Genomic DNA, 16,124 nt, shown 5'->3' on the forward strand with positions numbered 1-16,124 from the left:
CAGAATTTGCAAGCTCTATAAGCCTTTTTTGCGCACTTTTAGGAGTATTTATAAAAATGAAGTTATAATCTCATTTTTTTATTCCCCGTGGATTCTATAAATCTTTTTGCTGGCAGCATAGATATGCTAAAAAGGCTTAATGAGCAGTTTAGGCTATGCATTATTAGCGCAAGCGAAGAGCAAATTGTTAAAAGCATTTTGCAAAAACATAATGCGCTTACATACTTTGCGCACTTATACTGCGGCAATACGCCAAAAAGCGAGACTTTAAAAAAATATGCGGATAAAGATAGCATAATGATAGGCGATGGCATAAGCGATATGCAAGCAGCAAAAATCGCTCAAGTTTATGGCATTGGCGTGCTATGGGGCTGGCAGGATAAAGATATGCTTATAGAATCTAGCGTGCTTGTGGAAAATCACGCGCAATTATTAGAGGCTATTTTTAGATTCTATGCCGCGCGTTTTTACAAAATATAGAATCTAGATTCTAAATCCACACAAAGAAAGACTTATGAAACTCATTCACATCACAGACACACATTATGGTAAGCCAAAGGAAGCCATTTACTCGCGTGAGCCAGCGGCAAATATGCGCAAAATCATCGCAGAGGTCAATGCCCTGCATGCTGATGCAAAATTATGCTTTATCACAGGGGATTTAGCCCACTATGGCGATTTGGAGGCGTATAGGTATTTAAAGCATGATTTGGATACGCTTGAAATCCCTTATTATTTAATTTTGGGCAATCACGATAGACGCGGGGCTTTTAGGGAGATTTTCACCCATGCGCCCTATACTATTGACCCTCTAGCAAATGGCTTTATGCAATACGCGTTTGAAATAGATACAGAATCTAACAAAAGTGTGTTTCTTATGCTTGATACGCTTAATGAGGGCAGTGATAGTGGCGTGTATTGTGAGATTAGGCAAGCATGGCTAAAAGAGCAGCTTCACAAATACCACGCGCATAATGTATATATTTGCATGCACCACGCACCCTTTAACACCGGCATAAAATCTATGGATAAAATCGGGCTAGACCCCTCGCACGCTAAGGCATTGTATGAGATTTTAAATGAGCATAAAAATATTAGGCATTTGTTTTTTGGGCATTATCATAGCGATATCACAGGCAAATGGGGGGATATATCATTTTCTACATTGCGTGGCGTTAGTCATCAAGTGCTGCTTGATTTTGAATGCGAGGAGATTAGGCTAGATTTTAAAAACGCGCAATATGGCGTTGTGTTTATTGACGAAAATCCGCACACACCGCTTATTGTCAATCACTTTTTAGAATTACAAAATCCTAGTCTTGAGATTTTTAGCTAATTATAGAATCTAGTTAGCGTGCTTTATAAAAGCTGTGCAGCAGCGTGGATATTTATGGAATTATTTTTGCTTTGGCTTAAGATACGATGCTTTTAAAAGCCTCTAGATTCTATAAATATACTAAAGGATACGCCTATGATGAGGTCTCTTTACACCGCTACCACAGGTATGCTAGGACAGCAATTACAAATTGATAATACTTCAAATAACATCGCCAATGTCAATACCACAGGCTACAAAAAGCAGCGCGCGGAGTTTGCGGATTTATTCTATCAAGTATTGCAGTATGCAGGCACAAGCACGAGTGAAACGACTATATCGCCTACAGGCATTGAAGTAGGGCTTGGCGTGCGCCCTGTAGCGGTGCAAAAGATGTTTTCTCAAGGACACCCCAAAGAAACAGAAAATAATCTTGATGTTGCCATTACGGGCAATGGCTTTTTTCAAATTGAGCTTCCTGATGGAAATATCGCCTATACGCGCGCAGGGAGCTTTAAACTTGACAATAATGGCAATGTGGTGAATGCAGAGGGATATAGGCTTATCCCAGAGCTTACCATACCAGAGGGCGCGACACAAATTAATATCGGCACAGATGGCACAGTGAGTGTGATTGAGGGTAATCAAACTGAAGTGAATGTGCTAGGACAAATTGAGATTGTTAATTTTATTAATCCTGCAGGCTTGCACTCTTTGGGCGATAATTTATTTATTAACACTAACGCTTCGGGCGACCCGGTGGCGGGTGTGCCGGGCATTGATGGATTTGGGCAGCTACGACAGGGCTTTTTGGAGTTAAGTAATGTGAAATTAGTAGAAGAAATGACAGACCTAATCACTGGGCAGCGCGCCTATGAGGCAAACTCAAAGAGTATCCAAACTGCAGATTCTATGCTTCAAACCGTAAATGGCTTAAAGCGATAAGTTAAGTAAAAGCAATAGAGCGGAATATAGAATCTAGCTTTCATCTTGCAAGGCAAGCTTAGTGAAAAGCTCGCCCCTTTGTTTATAGGAGCTAAATTGGTCTAGGCTTGCTGCAGCAGGCGATAAAAGCACGACATCTTGTGCATCTTTAGCGCGCTTTTTGTGGATTATACGCATAGCATTTTGCAAAGTGCCGCAAGGCAAAATATGTATATGATAGCGCCTTGCAAACTCAAGTAATCGCTCCTCATTTGCGCCAATGCTAAAAATCTCAATATCTTTATCGCGCATACATTCAAAAAGTGGGGTGAGATTTGCTCCCTTATCATCGCCGCCTAAAATAATGCAAATATGCCTATTAGCATAGCGCAAAATAGCCTGAATGGTGGCATCAACATTCGTGCCTTTGCTATCATCAACCCATAAGCGATTATATTTATCATAAAATTCCGCAATCCTATGCGCGCCGATATGAAAGGTATTAAGCCGCTGCACATTGTCTGCACGAAAGCCAAGCTTAGCAATACTTAGTGCAATGCACGCATCAAGCAAAAATGGCTCTTTAAAAATAATTGTCTCCATATCAAAGCCGCATGCTTTAGCCAAATCAAGGCTTGTTTCGTAAGTGATAAGCTCGCCTTTATATTTTCTCACAAAAGTATGCTCTTTAAGCTCTCTAGGGATAATGGCAAAAGTGCGGCTATCCATACGCAATAGCACGCTTAATTTATCATCAATATAATTTTTAAAGCTCCCATGCCAGCTAATGTGGTCCTCCCTCACGGGCAAAAGTGCGTAGATTCTAGGATAGGCATAATGCGTATAATGCAGACTAAATGAGCTTGTCTCTAGCACCCAAATCTTAGGCTTTTGCTCATAGAGCGTAGAGAGCGGTGTGCCGATATTGCCGCCACTTTTTGCCCCAAAAGGCTCTAGCAGTAAAGTAGTCATTTGCGTGGTGGTGGTTTTACCATTAGTGCCGCTAATCCAAATGTGAAATGGCAAATCTTTGCTCTGCTCATGCAAGAGATTCATAAAATAATCATATTCGCTCACTAAATGCCTAGCTTTCTGCACAAGTGCGTGAAAAGGTGGAATGCCCGGACTTAGAATCTCCATATCACTATTATGCGCATTAAACTCACTAGGTGGGAGCAAAGCATTACCCTGCTCATCATAAGCAATTTTTTCAAACTTATCATCATAAATATAGAGCTTTTGACCCTGTGCGTTAAGAAATTTCACCAAAGGCTTTGTCGTAACTCCATAGCCAAAAATACTTATGTGCATACGCTTCCTTTATCGTGCTAGCGGATTTTAAGGCTCAAAATCGCAATAAGATTTGCCAAAATCGCAATAATCCAGAATCTCACAATGATTTTATTTTCTGCCCAGCCGCGCACTTCAAAATGATGATGTATAGGCGCCATAGCAAAAATGCGCTTTTGGCGGTATTTGTAGCTGCCTATTTGCAAAATCACAGAGAGGGCTTCTATCACAAAAATAATCCCAATGAGTAAAAGTAAAATTTCATTATTTGACACAATAGCCATAAAGGCGATAAAGCCTCCAATAGCCAAACTCCCGCTATCGCCCATAAACACTTGCGCGGGGTGGCAGTTATACCACAAAAAGCCAATAAGCGCGCCAATGAGCGCTACTGATAAAATAGCAAGCTCCCCGCTATCTACGACTTTAGGCCAAAGCAAATAGCCAGAAAATCCTGCATGCCCGGCTACATAGACAAAAATAGAGAGTGAAAAAAGCGCGCAAATGCTAGGCACAGTGGCTAGCCCATCTAACCCATCGGTGATATTTACTGCATTACTTGTGGCAAGAAATACCAAAATCCAAAATAAAAGCGCAATAAATGGCACTCCAGCTATTTTTACCACACCCATATCAAAAAGTGGGTGTTTCATAAAAGGGATATAGAGATTAGTGTTATGCCCGATGTATAAAAGAATACTAGCAATGATAAAAGAGATAACAAAAAGCAAGAAAAATTTTACTCTAGCGCGCATACCTGCATTACTTTTAGCAGCAATTTTCATATAATCATCTTTTGCCCCAATAAGCCCAAAACTTACAACGCAAAAAAGCCCAAGCAATACATAAGGATTGAATAAATTCGCGCACATTAAAGAGGCAAAAAGCATACTAGCAATGAATACTATACCGCCCATAGTGGGAGTGTTTTTCTTCCCTTCATGCGCGGCTACATAGCCTGAAATGGGCTGATTTGCTTTTTTGAGCTTTGCCCATTTAATAAAATAGGGCATACACAACACGCTAGAGATAAAAGCCAAAAAAAACGCCACCCCTGCACGAAAAGTGATATATGAAAAAATATTCACATCAAAATGCTGATAAAACCAGTAAAGCATATAAATCCTTTGGGGAGGTTAGTTGGTGAAAGGTTTTGGATTTTAGCTACAATTAGTTAATGCAAAAATACGCACATTTAAGGGGTATATATGAAAACTATTCTTGTGATTACTGATGGCATTGGATATAGCGAGAAAACAGCGCATAATGCCTTTTATCAAGCCAAAAAGCCTACTTATGATTACTTATTCAAACATGTGCCTTATGGTATGATTGATACTTTTGGTTTAAGTGTGGGGCTGCCTAGCGGGCAAATGGGCAATTCAGAAGTGGGACATATGTGCATAGGCTCTGGGCGCGTGCTGTATCAAGATTTAGTGAGGATTTCGCGCGCCATTGAACAAGATGAGATTAAGAGCAATCCTGCCTTTTTGCAAGTGGCAAATAACGCCTCTGTAGTGCATTTATGCGGATTACTAAGTGATGGTGGGGTGCATGCGCATATTGCACACCTTAAGGCATTAGCGCAGATTCTATACGCGCAAAATAAAAGGGTATATTTACACCTCATCACCGATGGGCGCGATGTGCTGCCACAAAGTGCATTGACATATTTAGCAGATATAGAATCTATATGCAATGATAAAGTAAGCATTGCAAGCATTGCAGGGAGATTTTATGCCATGGATAGAGATAAGCGATGGGATAGGGTGCAAAAAGCTTATGAAAGCATAGCCTTTGGCGCAAATCCCGCACGCAAAAGCCCTAAAGACTACATACAATCCCAATATGATGCGCAAATTTATGATGAATTTATCGTGCCTGCGAGTTTTAATGACTTTCAAGGCATGCATGATAATGAGGGTTTTATATTTGTGAATTTCCGCTCCGATAGGGCTAGAGAGATTGTAGAAGCGCTGGGAAATCCCCAATTTAAAGGCTTTGAAAGGCAGCGATTTATCCCTTTACATATAGCTACGATGACAGAATATGACGCGCTTTTCCCCTATCCTGTGCTTTTCCCAAAGCAAAAAGTAGAGCATACGCTAGCGCAAGTGATTTCACAACATGGCTTAAAACAGCTGCACACGGCTGAAACAGAAAAATACGCGCATGTGACATTTTTTCTAAATGGTGGGCGCGAGGAGGCTTATGAGGGCGAAGAACGCGTGCTTATCCCCTCTCCTAATGTCAAAACTTATGATTTACAACCCCAAATGTGCGCTAAAGAAGTGGGCGATGTGGTGATAAAAGGCATAGAGCAGGGCTATGATTTTATTGTAGTAAATTTTGCTAATGGCGATATGGTGGGGCATACAGGGAACTTTAAGGCAGCTGTGGAGGCTGTTGAGGCTGTGGATAGAGAGCTTGGGCGTATTTTAGAAGCGGCAAAGGCTCATCATTACGCGCTTTTTATCACAAGCGACCATGGCAATTGCGAAGAGATGAAAGATGAGCAGGGCAATACGCTCACAAATCACACTGTTGGGCAAGTATGGTGCTTTGGGCTTGTTGATGGCGTGGATAAAATAAATGATGGCGGCTTAAACAACATCGCTCCAAGCGTGCTTAAAGCCATGGGGTTAGATATTCCAAAAGAAATGGATAAGCCTTTGTTTTAGATTCTATCATGTCTGCGCTATTGAGCTAAAGCTCCGCGCGCATCTTACAATTTCACGGCGAAGCCGCGAATTTACGCCTAAAGTATAAAGTTATAGCTTAAGCTTTAGCTAATTATCAACTTGTTTTTTTGAGGTGAGATTCTATCATGTCCGCAATGGCTTAGATTCTATAAAACTCAAAGGCAGCATTACAGAAGCCCTTTGATGATAGAATCTATGCGGGATATGCAGGTGCGGATACTTTAGGCGCAATGTGTTAAAAAAAATTATATCAATATCTAGCGTGCGCGGCGCGTTTTTAAACGCCCTCTTGCGCCCACGCGCAAATCGCCGCTCTATGTAGAATATAAGCGCATATATGTGGCGGATATTTTTATGACTTTGGCAAATCATTACCGCATTATAAAAATCATTTTGCGCCCTAAAGCCAAAGGCGGGATTACGCCAAATGGGTGAAGTGCGCAAAATCTTAATGTAAGATACAGAATCTAGCCACATAAATGCAGATTCTAAAATATCTATGCTACTTTTCACACCATAGCCCATATTTGAGCCAAGCCCTAGCACAAATATATTTCTCCCCTGCGTTTTTGCCTCTAAATGTTGTGTAAACGCCCTAAAAGGATAATGCTTTGAGCTTAGAATCTGCGCATTTTTCACACTTGCTCCCTGTGTCGTATTTATTAAAATATTGTGAAAACATTATAGAATCTTAACCCAAATTTCTCTAAAAAAGGACAGATAATGAAATCTTTAAGCTTTTATGCATTGCTTTGTGTGTTGGCTAGCTTTTGCTTTGGCGCGAGCTTTGAGGATACACTGCAAAATACCATTAAAACTAACACCAAACAAAATGTAAAAATTCTAAAAGTGCAAAATTTGCAATCTACGCCTGATGTGAAGCTTGTGCTTATTGCTGTGGGTAATATGCAAGTGCCTATTTTTGCGAGCAAAGATGGCAAGGTGGTTATGGGCGTTTCAAATGTGTTTTTTGCTCATAATAGCGAGGATATGGGCGCGGTTGGCTCTCTTATTAAACAAACACAAGATGACAAGCCAGATAATGCCGTGCTTGATAAACTTTTTAAGCAACTTGCTAAAGATTATATTATCCTGCATTCGCCCAATAAAAATACCAAAAAAATCACCTATATCGTATCCGACCCCAATTGCCCTAGCTGCCAAAAGGAATTAGGCAAGATTGAAGAGCGGCTTAAGGATAGTGATGTGTATATGCTGCTTGTGGGATTTGTAGGGCAAGACTCACCTATAAAATCCAGTATGCTGCGTGATAAATTACTTGATGTCAAAGATGATAAGCAAAAGCTTTCCACCCTTAGAGAGGTCTATACGCCAAATTCTAAAGTGCCAGCTGACTATATGAATATTGATATCAAAGATACGATGAAAATTAATCAAAAAGTAATGGAGGCGGGCATTAAGAGCGTGCCATTTATATATGAAAGCAAGAAATAATTCACTTTCATACGGACTTTACACTATCTTTTAGCGCAACAAATACGGATAGAATCTAGCTCCTAGATTCTATAATTTCCGCGCTGTTGCTTTTTTATAAAAAGCCGCGCGCATCTTACAATTTCACGGCAAAGCCGCTCGTTGCGCCTAAAGTATAAAGTTATAGCTGCTTTAAGCATCTATCAACTTGTTTTTTAAGGTTAGATTCTATAATTTCCGCGTTTTGCTTTTATAAAAGCTGTGCACAATATACGCATTAAAACACAAGCAATTCGCGCTTTAATTTATTGAGCGCATCAATTTGGGCTTTGAGCTTCTCAACCTCGCCATCAATTTGGGCTAGCACGCTAAAGCTTAAATGTTCGGGCATATCCTGCGAGCCACGCTTAATCATAATATAATCAATAAGCGAGATTTTAGCAATATTAAGCAAGATATTAATATCATCGCGTATGTCCTCGATATTTTTAAAAATCTCATCTATTTTCTCAAACATTTCTTCTCCTTTGGCTATTTGAGTCCTGCGGCTATGAGCGTGTGCAAGTGTATAACACCTTGTATATGATTTTGCTTATTTGTGATGATGAGTAGCTGGATTTTGTTTTCCTCCATAAATTTGAGCGCGTCATAAGCAAGCATATTGGGGTTTTGACAAGTCTTTGGATTCTGTGTGGCATAGAGGCTCACAGGCGCGCTTAAATTAAAATCGCTCATCATCATCGCGCGGCGCAAATCCCCATCACTCAAAATCCCCCATAACTCATTATTTTGCGCGATAATAGCATTACCCAAACGCTTTTGGCTCATCACAATAATAGCTTGAGAGAGCGGCATAGTAGGCTCTATAATGGGCAGATTCTGTGTTTGCATTAAATCTGTGAGTTTAACAAAGAGTTGCTTGCCAAGCGCACCACCGGGGTGAAACGCAGCAAAATCATTTGCCTTAAAATCACGCCTTTTCATTAAGCACACCGCTAACACATCGCCTAGCGCGAGTGTGAGCGTAGTAGAGCTTGTAGGCGCGATATTAAGCGGACAAGCCTCCTTATGAATGCTAATATCTAAAAAATAATCCCCCATTGCTGAAAGTGGAGAATGTCTATCTCTGCTCATTGTGATGATAGGATTACCCATACGCTTAATGTGAGGTAGGATATTAAGCAGCTCTTCGCTCTTGCCGCTATAACTAATGGCTAAAATCACATCATTTGCCTGTACTAAGCCTAAATCCCCATGCATTGCCTCTGTAGGGTGCATAAATACACTAGGCGTGCCTGTGCTTGAGAGCGTGGCAGAGATTTTCTGCCCAACAAGCCCGCTTTTACCCACACCGCACACAATAAGCTTGCCCTTAGATTCTATAATGCACTCAACAATCCGCGCCAATTCCTGCTCATCAAGGTTTTTTATAGAATCTAGCAGGCTTTTAGATTCTATCTCAAGCACTTCTTTGGCAATTTGTGTGTAACAAAGCTTCATTGCGCGCTACACCACATAAATCATTGGCACAATGGTGGGATATTTTTTCACTTTCTTAAAAATATGCCGCTTAAAGACATTATGCACTTCAGCCTCAAGATTTTTGGCATTAAAGCCCTCTGCCTTAAAGTTTTTCACCACAAATTCAAGCGTTTCATTCATTTCTTTTTCAAAGCCTTTATCCTCTTTATCCGCCACAAGCCCAAAGCTAGAGATTTTAGATTCTAAAATTTTGCGCTCTTTGCTAATGCGCGCAGAAATTACCACAATACCATCACTTGCAAGCGCTTGCCTATCAAGCACGACATCATTTTCAATTTGGCGATTGATTTGATTATCAATAAAAGTCTTGCCATTTTTGACACTGCGCACCTTTTTCATATAGTTTGGATTCACCTCAATTTGGTCGCCATCTTCCATAAGATAAATATTTTTCTCCAACACGCCGCAGGCTATGGCTGTTTGCTTATGCCGGGCGATGTGATTGTATTCACCATGCACAGGTAAGAAAAATTTAGGCTTAATAAGCCTTAGCATGAGCTTTTGCTCCTCTTGCGCGGCATGCCCACTCACATGGATTTCGCTAAAGTCTTGGTATGCCACACGCGCGCCTGCTTTCATAAGGAAATTAAGCACCGCAGAGACAGAGCCTTCATTACCCGGAATAGCTTTAGCAGAAATAATCACCATATCGCTTGGCTTAATTTTGATATGGCGATGTTCATCTGTTGCCATACGATAAAGCGCGCTCATAGTCTCGCCCTGCGAACCTGTAGTGACGATTAACACTTCTTCATCAGGATATTTTGCCACCTCATGCGCTTCAATAAAAATATTTTGTGGCAAATCAATATAGCCTAATTCGCGCGCAATCTCTAGATTTTTCTCCATAGAACGCCCAATAACAGCCACTTTACGATTATATTTAATCCCATATTGTATGGCTTGATACACGCGATGAATATTTGAGCTAAAAGTGCTCATAATCACGCGTCCTTGAGCCTGCTTGAAAAGGGCTTCAAATGTAGGTCCCACACTGGCTTCACTAGGTGTCGTGCCGCTGCGATGCGAGTTTGTAGAATCGCTTAGCAAAAGCATAACGCCCTCTTCTCCATAATGCGCTAGACGATGTAAATCTGTAGGGAGATTATCAATAGGCGTGTGGTCGATTTTAAAATCGCCCGTGTGCAAAATCACGCCCGCATCTGTGCGTATAGCAAGCGCAGAAGCATCAATGACTGAATGCGTAATATTAATCCACTCTACTTCAAATGCACCGATTTTAATAGGCTTGCGCTTTTCTACAATCTTAAAAAACGAGCGATATTTGCTTAAACCATGCTCATCAAACTTACTCCCTATCATACCAAGCGGTAGAGGCGTGCCATAAATAGGGAACTGCAAAAGTTTAAATAAATAAGGCACGGCACCGATGTGGTCCTCATGCGCGTGAGTAATGATAACGCCTGCGATTTTATCCTTAATAGCAAACAGATAGCTAAAATCAGGCACGAGAATATCCACACCATGCATATCTTCATTAGGGAAACTCATACCCACATCAATCACAATTGCAGAATCTGGCGTCTCAATCACAGTAATATTGCCACCAATCTCCCCTAGCCCGCCAAGTGGCGTGATGCGCACGCTAGCTTTGGTATTAAGATTAAGCTTGTTATGGGGGTTTAGACTTTGGCGCTGGATTCTATTATTTGCCTCCACACCGCGCTTTAAATCCTTGTGCAAACCAAGATTACCCTTTTCATTCACATCTCTTACTTCTCGTATGCCATCTTTACTCTCATCATTATGCGTTTTATTATGCGGCGCATTTGGATTTTTGCCCTGCCATTTGCGCCTTTCAAATGGCTTTTGCTTAGGAGCATTTGGGGCGTTATCATCTGTTTTTGGAAAATGTGGCTTTGGCTTATGCTCTTTGTGCGCTTGTCTAGATTCTATAGGAGCAGCCTCTCTTTCTTTAAAAGAAGATTCATTAAGTATGTCATTTGCTTGTTCTTCTGGTGTTTTTTTCTTAAATCTGTCTGTGAAAGATTTAAATTTGCTTGTTTGATTGCTCTGGTCTTGCATTTGTTTGTCCTCCATCGTATGTCCTTTGTTTAAGAAATTTTAAAATGTGGTGAAAACTTTCTGTCTTTACTTCATGCGCCCTTGCGTTAGGCTTTATATTAGCAGATTCTAAGGCTTGAGCTAAAAGGGCTTTATCAAAAGCACTTGAGAGATTCTTTAATAATGTTTTTCGCGGCGCGCAAAAGGCAAGTTTCAAAAAAGATTCTAAATCGCAGAGTGAGAAGCCCTCAAATCGTGGTATCTGGTGCTTGTGTATAACAAAAACAGATGAGCATACCTTTGGCACAGGGCTAAAGGCGGTATTTGGCACATCAAAAAGCATCTGTGCATCTCCCAAACTTTGCGTAAGCACACTAAGCGCACAAAAGGCACTCTCTCCGCTAATGGCGCAAAACTTTTGAGCCACCTCTTTTTGCGTCATCACAAGCAAGGCTTTACAGAATCTATCGCGCAAAAGTCGCAGGATAATATGCGTTGCGACATAATAGGGAAGATTAGAAACTACTTTGTATGCTTGTGTGTGAAGCCACGCTTGCTGCGCGTGCAGGGATAAAATATCTTTATATATAATATTTAATCGCCCACTTTGTATATCACTAGAAAATTTTTTGCTAAGTAAAGAACATAAGTCTAAATCGACTTCATAGGCTATCAAGGATTCTATTTTTAATAGCTCTTGTGTCAAATCACCCAAGCCAACCCCAATTTCTACGCACTGAATGGGAAGTGTGGGAGTGGATTGGACAATTTTATAAATGAAGTGAGCATCTTGCAAAAAATTCTGCCCAAAATGCTTTTTTGCCTGATGTGCTTTCACTTCCTAACCCCAAATTTTGAGGTGCATTATATCCTAAAGTATGCAAATATTTTCTTTATATTAAGCAGGATTTAGATATTATGCAGCCCACATTGACACAGATGGACACAGATGTTTTTAGAGCACCAATCTTTTTAGATTCTCAAAAATAATAAATATTTTATAAAATAAGAATTATCACTTAAGGAGCAGTAATGGGCTTTGCGAAGAGGATTATTCCCTGCCTTGATGTGCATAATGGGCGTGTGGTAAAGGGAGTGAATTTCACAGATTTGCAAGATGCGGGTAATCCTGTGGAGATTGCTAGAAAATACAATGACAAAGGGGCTGATGAGCTTGTACTGCTTGATATTACAGCAAGCCATGAAGGGCGCAAAACTATGCTTAAAGTCGTAGAAAACATTGCCAAAGAAATTTTTATCCCATTTAGTGTAGGTGGTGGGATAAGCTCTGTAGAAGATATGTCTAATTTGCTCAATGCGGGGTGTGATAAAATTAGCCTAAATAGTGCAGCACTCAAAAATCCCGCACTTATAAATGAGGGCGCGCAGCAGTTTGGCTCGCAGTGTATTATAGTGGCTATTGACGCAAAAAAAATAGATACAAATAAATGGCATGTATTTATGAATGGCGGGCGTATAGATACCCAAAAAGATATGATTGAATGGGCAAAAGAGGTGTGCGATAGGGGTGCTGGCGAGATACTTTTGACAAGCATTGACACAGATGGAACAAAAGACGGCTATGATAAAGCCATGATAGAATCTGTAAATGCCTATGTAAATGTGCCAATTATTGCAAGTGGAGGAGCAGGGAGCAAGCAGGATTTTGCTCATGCATTTTCGTATGGAGCGAGCGCAGCACTGGCTGCGAGTGTGTTTCATTATGGTGAAATAAGTATCAATGACCTAAAGCACTATTTGCATGATGAAGGCATTTCGGTAAGAATCTAAATACAGAATCTATGGAGCAAAAATGATAGTATGTGCTGGAAATGGCGAGGATTTTGCCTTTGCTAAATCTATTGGCGTGGGTTTGGTAGAAAGCGCAATGAGGCTTTCTCAAATATGCGCTAGGGAGAGTGTAGATTCTATAATCTTTATAGGCAGTGCGGGTGCGTATAGCCAAAATACGCATATATTTGATGTATATATCGCTGATAGTGCCACACAAATTGAGCTTGCCTTTTTGCAAGAGCAGGCTTACACACCGCTAGATAATCACATACAAAGCGACACTTTAAATATGCTTGTTTCACATGAAACACTAAAAACATTACCCCCAAAAGCAGTAATCAATAGCTCAAATTACATCACAACAGATACCCATTTAGCCGCACGATTAAGTGCTGCTGGCATTATGCTAGAAAATATGGAATTTTTTGCAGTGATGAGCGTGGCGCAGTATTTTGCTATCCCTTGTGTGGGCATATTCTGCGTGAGTAATTATTGCCATAAAGACGCGCATACAGACTTTATCAATAACCATTCGCGCGTAAAGCAAATACTCATCGAGCAAAGCCCATTAATCCACCATATCGCCGCTATCATTGCTAGGCGTGATGACAAGCCCATTGCACCGCATAAACATAACAATCATAAGGATATGCCATGAGCAAACCAAGCCTGTATGGCTATACGCTCAATGAGCTTAAAGCCTTGCTTTCGCCTTCATTTCGGGCAAAGCAGATTTATCATTGGCTGTATCATCACTATGAATGCGATGTATTGTGTATGAATAATATTTCTAAAAATATGCAGGATTTTATACAGACACATTTTAGTATTTCGCAGATTGAGCCTATATGCATAGAGCAAAGTCGCGATGGAAGTAGAAAATATTTATTTCAAACGCGCGATGGACATAGCTTTGAATCAGTGCTTATACAAATGCGGCAAGAAACAGAGCATAAAAGTGAAAAATGGACTATGTGCCTCTCTAGTCAAATTGGCTGCAAGGTGGGCTGTGCATTTTGCTTCACAGCAAAAGGCGGCTTTGTGCGGAATTTGAGCGCTGCTGAAATAGTCGAACAAGTCGTAGCAATGAAAAGGCATGCGCAGATTCCACCGCATAAGCGTGTAAATATCGTCTTTATGGGTATGGGCGAGCCGCTAGACAATCTTAGTAATGTTGCACAAGCTATCAAGATTCTATCCGAACTAGAGGGATTAAGCATCGCCGCACGAAGGCAAACAATTTCTACAAGCGGCATTGCGCCTAAAATTAAGACGCTAGGCGAGCTAAATCTAGGCGTGCAGCTAGCCATTTCACTGCACGCAGTAGATGATAATCTGCGCTCAAGGCTTATGCCCATTAACCGCGCGTATAATATCGCTGATGTGCTTGCTGAAGTGAGAAAATTCCCTGTGGATACGCGCAAACGCGTGATGTTTGAATATTTGGTGATTAAGGGTGTGAATGATGATTTAGCAAGCGCAAAAAAGCTGCTCTCTTTGCTCAATGGCATTAGGGCAAAGGTCAATCTCATTCTTTTTAATCCACACAAGGGCAGCGCATTTGAGCGTCCGCAGATGAGTGATGTAAAAGCATTTGCGGATTTTTTAATCAAAAAAGGCTTGCTTTGCACTATTAGAGAATCTAAAGGGCTTGATATTAGTGCGGCATGTGGGCAATTACGCGAAAAGATAGAATCTAGCACGGCTTTAAAACAGCCGCAAAGCTATAAAATACCTAGCAGAGTGGATATGAAAAGCGTAGATTCTATAAATGTTTCACAAGAAACATTTATAGAATCTTAAGCGTATTATAGAATCCAAAAAAACACAAGGAGCGATATGAATTTAGACATTATTTTGGGCATATTTTTGGCAGTGGTAGCGGCTATTGGCATTATTGCTTTTGGATATTTAGCAAAAGAGAAAGGTGAAAAATGAGTGAGAATCTACACATACAAAAACATCAAAAAATGCTTGTGCATATATGCTGCTCTGTGGATAGTCATCATTTTTTAAGCGAATTACAAAAACTATATCCCGATAAAGAAATGATAGGATATTTTTATAATCCAAATATCCACCCCAAAAGCGAATATGACTTGCGATTGCTTGATGTGGAGCGAAGCTGCAAAATGCTAGGTGTAAGGCTTATAGAAGGAGAGTATGAGACTAATAAATGGTTTGCAGAGGTCAAAGGACTTGAGCAGGAGCCTGAAAAAGGTGCGCGTTGCATTAAATGCTTTGATTCGCGTTTGGAAAAAACAGCTCAAATCGCGCACCAAATGTCTATTGATATTTTTACTTCTACCTTGCTTTCTAGTCCGCTCAAAGAACAGCAGATTCTATTTGCGGAGGGCGATGCGATTGCTAGACATTATGGCTTAGATTTTCTCAAAATTGATGTGCGCAGTAATGGCGGCACACAGCGCCAAAGTGAGCTTGCAAACAAAGATAGGCTCTATAAGCAGACTTATTGCGGCTGTCAATTTGCCCTTAGCAAACAAAGAGAAACTCGCAAAGAGCTGCCCTTAGAGCTTATGAGCAATATCGGCAAGCAAATCGCGCCCGGCAGCAATGAGCAACGCAAGGCGATATTTGAATTGCGCGATAAATGCGAGCAGGAAAGCAGGGAATACGCACTCTACAAGCAAAATAAAATCATTTGGCGAAATCTACGCAGCGTGTGCATTGACGGAGAGGAGGTTATTTCATCATATATTATCACACATTCTCGTAGCAAAGATATGATAAAAACATCAACTATCACTTATATTCCTCAATCTATAAAGGATATAGAATCTAAACCCCAAAATATTGAGATTGGCTATGCGAGGCGCGATGATAGCGTGTTTATTGACATACATGATGCAAATAAACTGCTAGGCACGCATTATAAAAATGCGCAAGATATGCTCTATCACCCGCCCAAATATGAAGATGAGTTTGCCTTGCGCGCGGCTTTGTGTGGAATGGATAGCATTAATCCTATCATTATCATTGATAGGCGCATTAAACATAGCCTTAAGATTCTCATACAGGCACATTTTCAAGAAAGCAGTATTTTTGCAATCGCTGTGCATTCAAAGATTGTTTGAAAA

16 protein-coding genes are annotated in these 16,124 nt (G+C 40.6%); 9 read left to right on the forward strand and 7 right to left on the reverse strand.

Annotated elements, in window-relative coordinates; all coding sequences use genetic code 11:
- Positions 1-87 precede the first annotated feature (87 nt).
- The 3 genes from LS71_RS00005 to flgG all read left to right on the forward strand — a co-directional run bounded on the left by LS71_RS00005 (position 88) and on the right by flgG (position 2,260).
- Positions 88-480 (forward strand): HAD family hydrolase, encoded by a 393-nt coding sequence (locus LS71_RS00005; protein ID WP_052058066.1) that lies wholly within the window; start codon positions 88-90, stop codon positions 478-480.
- Positions 481-514: 34 nt separating this feature from the next.
- A complete protein-coding gene (locus LS71_RS00010) occupies positions 515-1,336 on the forward strand; it encodes a phosphodiesterase (RefSeq protein ID WP_034355298.1) in 822 nt (273 codons plus the stop codon).
- A 135-nt stretch (positions 1,337-1,471) separates the two neighbouring features.
- Positions 1,472-2,260, forward strand: coding sequence for a flagellar basal-body rod protein FlgG (gene flgG / locus LS71_RS00015; RefSeq protein WP_034355300.1), 789 nt, complete (start codon positions 1,472-1,474; stop codon positions 2,258-2,260).
- Between the two features lie 33 nt (positions 2,261-2,293).
- Here flgG and murD read toward each other — a convergent pair whose 3' ends face one another.
- Both murD and mraY read right to left on the reverse strand, forming a co-directional pair.
- Positions 2,294-3,550 (reverse strand): UDP-N-acetylmuramoyl-L-alanine--D-glutamate ligase, encoded by a 1,257-nt coding sequence (murD, locus tag LS71_RS00020; RefSeq protein WP_034355303.1) that lies wholly within the window; start codon positions 3,548-3,550, stop codon positions 2,294-2,296.
- Between the two features lie 17 nt (positions 3,551-3,567).
- Positions 3,568-4,647: a phospho-N-acetylmuramoyl-pentapeptide-transferase gene (gene mraY / locus LS71_RS00025; protein ID WP_034355306.1), complete on the reverse strand. Its 1,080-nt coding sequence runs from the start codon at positions 4,645-4,647 to the stop codon at positions 3,568-3,570.
- A 90-nt stretch (positions 4,648-4,737) separates the two neighbouring features.
- Between mraY and gpmI the strand changes: the two genes are divergently transcribed.
- Positions 4,738-6,210, forward strand: coding sequence for a 2,3-bisphosphoglycerate-independent phosphoglycerate mutase (gpmI, locus tag LS71_RS00030; RefSeq protein ID WP_034355309.1), 1,473 nt, complete (start codon positions 4,738-4,740; stop codon positions 6,208-6,210).
- Between the two features lie 144 nt (positions 6,211-6,354).
- Here the strand turns inward: gpmI and folK are convergent, their stop codons facing one another.
- A complete protein-coding gene (gene folK / locus LS71_RS00035) occupies positions 6,355-6,870 on the reverse strand; it encodes a 2-amino-4-hydroxy-6-hydroxymethyldihydropteridine diphosphokinase (RefSeq protein WP_034355312.1) in 516 nt (171 codons plus the stop codon).
- 84 nt (positions 6,871-6,954) lie between these two features.
- On the opposite strand from folK, the gene LS71_RS00040 reads away from it, so the two are divergent.
- Positions 6,955-7,686: a protein disulfide-isomerase gene (locus LS71_RS00040; protein ID WP_034355315.1), complete on the forward strand. Its 732-nt coding sequence runs from the start codon at positions 6,955-6,957 to the stop codon at positions 7,684-7,686.
- Positions 7,687-7,942: 256 nt separating this feature from the next.
- On the opposite strand, the gene LS71_RS00045 is transcribed toward LS71_RS00040, so the two are convergent.
- Genes LS71_RS00045 through rsmA form a run of 4 tightly spaced genes read right to left on the reverse strand, consistent with a single transcriptional unit; the run spans position 7,943 to position 12,070 of the window.
- Positions 7,943-8,182, reverse strand: a complete 240-nt coding sequence (locus LS71_RS00045; RefSeq protein ID WP_034355318.1) for a DUF2443 domain-containing protein — start codon at positions 8,180-8,182, stop codon at positions 7,943-7,945.
- A 14-nt stretch (positions 8,183-8,196) separates the two neighbouring features.
- Positions 8,197-9,165 (reverse strand): KpsF/GutQ family sugar-phosphate isomerase, encoded by a 969-nt coding sequence (locus LS71_RS00050; protein WP_034355321.1) that lies wholly within the window; start codon positions 9,163-9,165, stop codon positions 8,197-8,199.
- 6 nt (positions 9,166-9,171) lie between these two features.
- Positions 9,172-11,268: a ribonuclease J gene (locus LS71_RS00055; RefSeq protein ID WP_034355324.1), complete on the reverse strand. Its 2,097-nt coding sequence runs from the start codon at positions 11,266-11,268 to the stop codon at positions 9,172-9,174.
- Positions 11,219-12,070, reverse strand: coding sequence for a 16S rRNA (adenine(1518)-N(6)/adenine(1519)-N(6))-dimethyltransferase RsmA (rsmA, locus tag LS71_RS00060; protein ID WP_034355327.1), 852 nt, complete (start codon positions 12,068-12,070; stop codon positions 11,219-11,221). The genes LS71_RS00055 and rsmA overlap by 50 nt, the downstream gene beginning before the upstream one ends.
- Before the next feature lie 194 nt (positions 12,071-12,264).
- Here rsmA and hisF point away from each other — a divergent pair, with 194 nt between their 5' ends.
- The 4 genes from hisF (at position 12,265) to LS71_RS00080 (ending at position 16,121) form a co-directional block, all read left to right on the forward strand.
- Positions 12,265-13,023 carry an imidazole glycerol phosphate synthase subunit HisF gene (gene hisF / locus LS71_RS00065; protein ID WP_034355330.1) on the forward strand — a complete coding sequence of 253 codons (759 nt, stop codon included), beginning with the start codon at positions 12,265-12,267 and terminating at the stop codon, positions 13,021-13,023.
- A 22-nt stretch (positions 13,024-13,045) separates the two neighbouring features.
- Positions 13,046-13,684, forward strand: coding sequence for a 5'-methylthioadenosine/S-adenosylhomocysteine nucleosidase family protein (locus LS71_RS00070; protein ID WP_052058068.1), 639 nt, complete (start codon positions 13,046-13,048; stop codon positions 13,682-13,684).
- Positions 13,681-14,829, forward strand: coding sequence for a dual-specificity RNA methyltransferase RlmN (rlmN, locus tag LS71_RS00075; protein WP_081946277.1), 1,149 nt, complete (start codon positions 13,681-13,683; stop codon positions 14,827-14,829). Before LS71_RS00070 ends, rlmN begins: the two co-directional genes overlap by 4 nt.
- A gap of 131 nt (positions 14,830-14,960) precedes the next feature.
- A complete protein-coding gene (locus tag LS71_RS00080) occupies positions 14,961-16,121 on the forward strand; it encodes an epoxyqueuosine reductase QueH (protein ID WP_238700246.1) in 1,161 nt (386 codons plus the stop codon).
- Positions 16,122-16,124: the final 3 nt, after the last annotated feature.

Source organism: Helicobacter jaachi, assembly GCF_000763135.2.
In the GTDB taxonomy this organism is placed as follows: Bacteria; Campylobacterota; Campylobacteria; order Campylobacterales; family Helicobacteraceae; genus Helicobacter_C; species Helicobacter_C jaachi.